The sequence below is a fragment of the Exiguobacterium sp. 8H genome (assembly GCF_902506255.1).
Classification (GTDB): domain Bacteria; phylum Bacillota; class Bacilli; order Exiguobacteriales; family Exiguobacteriaceae; genus Exiguobacterium; species Exiguobacterium profundum.
The window spans coordinates 1-6,012 of sequence record NZ_LR733460.1 but is presented as its reverse complement, the minus strand read 5'-3'; the positions used below and the strand labels follow the sequence as shown (position 1 = coordinate 6,012).

4 protein-coding genes are annotated in these 6,012 nt (G+C 41.6%); 2 read left to right on the top strand and 2 right to left on the bottom strand.

Annotated features, from left to right (window positions below):
* Positions 1 to 501: 501 nt before the first annotated feature.
* A complete protein-coding gene (locus tag GVY43_RS15765) occupies positions 502 to 1,938 on the bottom strand; it encodes a hypothetical protein (protein WP_159563810.1) in 1,437 nt (478 codons plus the stop codon).
* A 625-nt stretch (positions 1,939 to 2,563) separates the two neighbouring features.
* On the opposite strand from GVY43_RS15765, the gene GVY43_RS15760 reads away from it, so the two are divergent.
* The gene (locus tag GVY43_RS15760; RefSeq protein ID WP_159563809.1) at positions 2,564 to 2,725 is read left to right on the top strand and encodes a hypothetical protein; all 162 of its coding nucleotides are present in this window, start codon (positions 2,564 to 2,566) and stop codon (positions 2,723 to 2,725) included.
* A gap of 156 nt (positions 2,726 to 2,881) precedes the next feature.
* A complete protein-coding gene (locus tag GVY43_RS15755; protein ID WP_159563808.1) occupies positions 2,882 to 3,136 on the top strand; it encodes a hypothetical protein in 255 nt (84 codons plus the stop codon).
* 1,053 nt (positions 3,137 to 4,189) lie between these two features.
* Here the strand turns inward: GVY43_RS15755 and GVY43_RS15750 are convergent.
* Positions 4,190 to 4,882, bottom strand: coding sequence for a CpsD/CapB family tyrosine-protein kinase (locus tag GVY43_RS15750; RefSeq protein WP_236549005.1), 693 nt, complete (start codon positions 4,880 to 4,882; stop codon positions 4,190 to 4,192).
* Positions 4,883 to 6,012: the final 1,130 nt, after the last annotated feature.

Below are 6,012 nucleotides of genomic sequence, written 5' to 3'. Positions count from 1 at the left end.
GTTTTAATTCTCGAGGAAAGTGATTTGCTCTCGAAGTTTCGCGCTTTACTCGTTTTTTTTGATCTTGCCTTTCTTTTGGCTTGACGACTAATTTTACGTGCCTCTCCCGTTCGTATGTGGATTGTTATCTGAAAACCATTCCAGAAAAGAAAAGTTTGTACTTAAGGAAAGCATTTCTCAAGAAATGTCCTTTGCAGGATTTCCATGCGGTTTACGCTGTATGCTTTCTCCATCATTAAAATTCTATCGTTACTCATCGAACCGCGCTCAGTCGGGTTAATTTTGAGTGGCTACGCAAATTTGACAAAAAAATGCCCCAAAAAAGTTGAGGGAGAAATTCAACTTTTATGGGGCATTTCAGAATTCGGCTTTTTCACTCATTTAGGTTTCAGAAAAGGAGAAATGGGTGTCAATTCTGGGGACAATTATAATTATTTTCTTTCTCAACAAGTTGAAATTTATGGCTAAAAGATTATAAATTCAGAATTGACTTTGCTGCAATTAGAGAATAAAGGTAGTAGGATGTTCAGGTAACTCCCATGATTCAAGCGGATAAAAATGAAAGAAGTAATAATCGCCAGAGCGGTACCAGTCTTTTAATATGAAATCGTGTTTCTTTATTCTATCCAAATTTACCTCAAGTTCTTTCAAATTATCTGCTTTCCTGACCTTGTTAAAGCGAATTGAATAGGTAAATTGACGCCAATGCCGTCGGATGGGTTGCTGCTCGCCAGCCTGTATGGAACTCATACGTTCTTTCTGAAGAACAAATGCCAAATGGTAGGCGAAGCTACCTTTTAATTGTTCGATCTGTTTCCCGTATATACTGACGATTTGTTGTTTTAATAAGTCATCGTAAATTTCTTCGCTCAATGTGACAATGACTTGGCTCTCTGCGAGAGTCGTCGAATTTTTAATGGTCACGGAGGAGAATAAGCCACGAATGAAAAAATCTCCCTCCTCATTGTGTCCTGCGATCCGATAGTAACCTAGCTTCATAAGACGTTGTGTTGTCAAATCATAACTCTTCCCACTATTGTTCGCATATAGCTTGTTGACGAGTTGTGAAAGCGGAAAGATAATTTGGCGACTAGTTTGGAAGCTCATATCTCGATACGATAGAATCTCAGTGAAAGCCTCAAAGTCTTTAGAGTCTAGATCCGGTACTTTTCCATCTAGTTCTTGAATAAACTCTTTACTAACAAGGACGGAAAGATGATCTGGAAGTCCTTTTTTATATTTAGGGATGATGGTGTCGTAATTTCGTAACTCCAAATTCAACCTAGAGGTTTCACCCAATTTTTCGTCTAATAAGTTAGTTTGGTTCTTCATTCGATCTGATATACCAAAAAAAGGCGTATCAACTGCAATGGTCGGTGAATGATAAGCGATGGGTTGATTAATATTAACATTATTAGCTATTTCCCAAAGAAGCATAAGTACATCCGTTTTGAGTGATTTTTTCTTTTGATTATCTGTTTTTTGAGACCAATAAGGATATGTATGAATTAGAAGATTTGGATTCTGCGCCCATTCCTCTAATTCATTAATGCAAAGTTGCATGTACTCCTCGACTGTTTTCACGTGAAACTCTTTGAGAAGGCCTTCTTGCCCGACTAAATTGTAATAGGTGGTTATCATATCAAACTGTGCACGGAGTTCTTTTTTAGGACCTCTATTTTCTCGGTAATTTCGAACTGCAGCATTAGTCCATCGGCGCTTTAATTTGTTGAAGGAGTGATAACGTATTTTCTTGTATGAAGAGTCCATATTTTTGAATTGATAGTAGTTTTGATAAAGTGTCGCTACAAAATCAGTTAAGTTGTGAACAGATGCATTTCGAAGAAAATCTTCCATTCGATTCTTTCGAATAGCTGAAACTGTTTGAGAGACAATGACTTCTTTCAAACGGTTATTTGAGGCCGAATAGGTTTCCATGTGAGACTCACCTCATTCTATTTAAAATAATATCATAATCATACTATACCATAGAACGATTATGATATTATTATTTCACTTACCGTAAATCAAAGTGTGCGCCGGCGCACACTTTGATTTGTAGAAGTTTGACACCGTGTAGCGAGATAGGCGACATCATGAATAACATTTGTCTGCTTAGGAGCGGATGGACGTGATTCGAAAAAGCAGGGAATCCAATGAATCTGGAGGGAGAACGAGACCATTCAAAGAAAAAACAGCAATCGAATGTGTTCATCCACCGTAGTCGTCGACATTGAAGAAGTATGTATTGGTATGTGAATTTAGCAAACTCTGTTGCCAAGTTATTGAACACACGGACGGAATAGGAGGCAATCGTTCAGTGTTTTCATCAATGAACGGGGGCGGATTGTTTGATTCATTTCACGTTTGGCGAGGAGACACAAAAGAAGCTAAACAATACATTCGATTTTGGTATAGAAAAAGTTGTGCTTTTGGATTCTTGTCTTCCGAACGCCCAGCCCCTATCATGTTCGAGACACATATGAGGTCAAACAAATGAACGTGCTCTATCAGAAGGGAAGGACTGCACATCGCGAACACATCGGGCGAAGGGGAAGTGTGTATGACGTGGAAAGAAAATAGTAAGCACGAACAGTTAACCGGGAATGTTTTGCTGTACCTGTCTCCGAACAACTATCATGCGTTTTATGGAGCAGAAATCGACGCTTTGGCACACACAACACGAGCGCTTGATTCAAATGAGCGTGTCCCCTACTGGAAGTGACAGCTCTGAAAATGTTAATGTGACGATATGATTGGGAGAGGGCAAGCGATGCTCAGACTCATCACGTATACGCTAATCGAAACGGACGAGAACTGGTATGTTGTTCGAGCATCGCTCGTCGACACAAAAACCGCAAAAAAGAAGGAGTGAGTGTGGATGGATGAGGAATATGTGAGAAGTCGCAAGCTGTATCAAGAGCTCGAGGCGAAGCCGGGTACTGTGGCCACAATTATGGTCGTGGTCCCTGGGAGCGATCCGGTCGAGTTCCGTTATTCGGTCGGCCCGAGAGGCCTGTGCTGTGAGGTTTCAGCGTCAAAGATGCCGATTCACGTACCTGTAAACATCTGGACGATGAAGTTCATCGAACTGTGCGACCAAATCGACGCCGACCTGTGGGACGAGGCGAGATGACCCCACGTTTGCGTCCATCGTACAGTGTTTCAGATCCCACGACGGATTGATGACATCCTCGACGTTTAGTGCATACCGTCCCTTATAATCGGCACCGAAAAGATTTAGTTCAACTATCGGTCAATCCGAGGCGTCATGCGTTACACCATCCAGCTTTTTGTCGATACTTTCTCGGCTTATCAAGCATACAGACCAATGAGCAGGGCAGGAACGATTACTCGGATGCTATCGTCCCGGGAATGCAATTGACTTCAAGGAACAGAGCTACAAGATTATCGATCACCCTGCCATCGTCCTAGTCGAAGTCGTACGCTTCACCGTTCGTCCGGTCAACGAAGCCCGAGCAACGCGGCTACAAGAACGAAAGGCGTAAACCAAGTTCTACGTCCGCCTGCATTCTTAGAAGAAATGATTCGAACGAATTACCTTGTTAATGTTGATCAATCTAATAAAAGAAGAAGGTATAGCCCTTCCGCCAAGATGCGGGAGGGCCTTTCCAATGCCTAAATTTCTGACATTTTCCGATCCCGAAGCTCTCGGAGACGAAGGATTATCACTTGAAAAGGAAGCATAGGGAGAAGCAGGTCACGAATCATCACACACTCTATGCGAAGGGCTACAATGCCATACGCATAGAGTGTGTGATGATTCAGAGCTGGCTCAACAACGTGTCGAATGAACGCCGGTAAGTGGGATTCGAGCTGAACTACACGCAAGACTTCCATAACGCCGGTGCAACGATGAGCGTCTCGCTAGCCTGATTCGACAGGAGACCGCCCTGCTGGCGCAATTATTACTGCGGCTCGCCAATTGACGAAAGGATTTCTAAACACGACTTTGGCGCGAAAACGAACAAATAATGAGGGGACTGGTTCATGTGGCTCCGACGCGCGACGTATAAGACGACGTTTGCCCCAGTTGACAAGATATATCGTGATGCCGCTAGGAAACGTCGACACAAGCAGAGCCGACGAGTAAACTATATCTTCATGACAATATCAGGTTCCAGCATAAGATGTCTTTTCTCTTGATCGACGCTCATTCCTCTTTAGTTTATGAATAATAAGAGAAGGTATTTCTAGTAGACCGTTTGTTCAAAATTATCCCCAACAATTGTGCCCCAGTACGTTCAAGCTCTTCTTTCGCCCTTAAGACAAGATGTCGATTCGATGCTTCACTATCAATTACGAGAAGCATCCCATCAGAAATACCTGCCAATAGACGCGTGTCAGGAACTTGCATCATCGATGGTGAGTCGATAATTATAACTTCGAAGCGGTTTCGCAAATCACTAAACAACTCCTTTGTCTTTGAAGATGCAAGTAATTCTGTGGGATTCGGAGGGATAGTTCCAACTGTCAGTAGCGTCAGACCTGGAATTCCTGTTTCTTGAAGCGCATCATCAAGTGATACCCCTCCCACTAGGATATCCGATAAACCCTTACATTCCTTAAATCGAAAAACCTGATGAATAACCGGACGTCGCATATTACAGTCCACCAAAATCACTTTTTTCCCGAGTTGCGCATAGGCAATACTGAGATTCGTGGCGGTTGTTGACTTGCCCTCACCGGCAGTTGCAGACGTGATCGTAATCATCTGAAGTTTATAACTAATAGACAAAAACTCTAAATTTGTTCGAATCGTTCGGTAACCCTCGGATATTTCAGAACTTGGATTCGACAACGTGACGAGACTACGTCCATACTGTTTAATATCATCTGCATATTTTTTTTGGAAGATCATGCGTTAGTTCCCCTCTTTCTATTATCATAAGATTTTGATACGGTGTCATAGAACTTTTACAGTACTCTCTTGTTCCCCTCTCCTATTAAAATTAAAAGGAAAAACTTATCATAAATAGTAACTGAAGAGCGTATGGTCAAAGTACTTTTATATATAATCGAAGAAACGTGTATTCTACGCATATATAGGTACAGCATAGAACTTACAAACTTCGTATACATAACTTGTGATTTCATGGATAGTTTGTCAGTGCTCTCATCTAAGGGAACACCTACTTGAATACAAAGGAGAGTCTATAACGTAAGTTTTAAGCATGATATCAAAAAATTCCCTCCATGTCCCTTCTAGGTTTACAGGCTGGCTGCCGTTAACTCGACTTTTTTCGTCGAAGACGCGTGCGACAAACAGAATGCTTGTATCCTGTTTGTCGGTTTCGTGTCACAACTTTTGTGATTAGTTATCCAATTTCATCTCGTTTTAGTGACACGAAAAGGTCTATTATTCATTAATAGGGTGTTCCTTCCGCCAACGACTCGAGGCGTTCACATGTCGCATTCTGAGTGATCTTGCTATCGATTTTGGACATTTACTCGTTTTCATAAAAGGTGTCCAAGATTGGATCCTCTGATTTTCAAAAAATGCGAGGTGGCGTTCCGATTTTGAAACGGTCGACGCCAGAACTTTCACCTTGTTCCAAGTAACTTTGATCTGTTTTTGTCAAACATGTTACGGTTAGAAGGTGATTTTCTTGATGTCTTCATTTTCGACAAAAACTTTCATTTATTTCGACAACTATTGTCTCGAGTTGTTTTGGAAATGACATACGAATGTTCAAAAACTGATGTGTAAGCATCCTTGTTTTGAAACCGCCGAAATCTTCTTAGAGGATATAATATTTGATAGTTGGAAGTTGATTCCTAAAATTTTTCTTCTGATGGGTTCTTTTTGGGATGTCGGCTTCCAACACTCCGCCAGATGGTGTACAAACTTAGGATGGTAGGACGAAAGCCACCTCTTGGACTGGGGTGGCTTTCGTTCGTCTTTTCAAAAACTACAGGTATACTGTTGCCTATTCGTTTATACGACGACATGCTCATGCGATAAGATAAGAGTGTTCATGTCTTAGAAAC

Coding starts and splice junctions, on each gene's coding strand:
- GVY43_RS15750 (WP_236549005.1), bottom strand. CDS start 4,882: ATGATCTTCCAAAAAAAATATGCAGATGATATTAAACAGTATGGACGT.
- GVY43_RS15765 (WP_159563810.1), bottom strand. CDS start 1,938: ATGGAAACCTATTCGGCCTCAAATAACCGTTTGAAAGAAGTCATTGTC.
- GVY43_RS15760 (WP_159563809.1), top strand. CDS start 2,564: ATGACGTGGAAAGAAAATAGTAAGCACGAACAGTTAACCGGGAATGTT.
- GVY43_RS15755 (WP_159563808.1), top strand. CDS start 2,882: ATGGATGAGGAATATGTGAGAAGTCGCAAGCTGTATCAAGAGCTCGAG.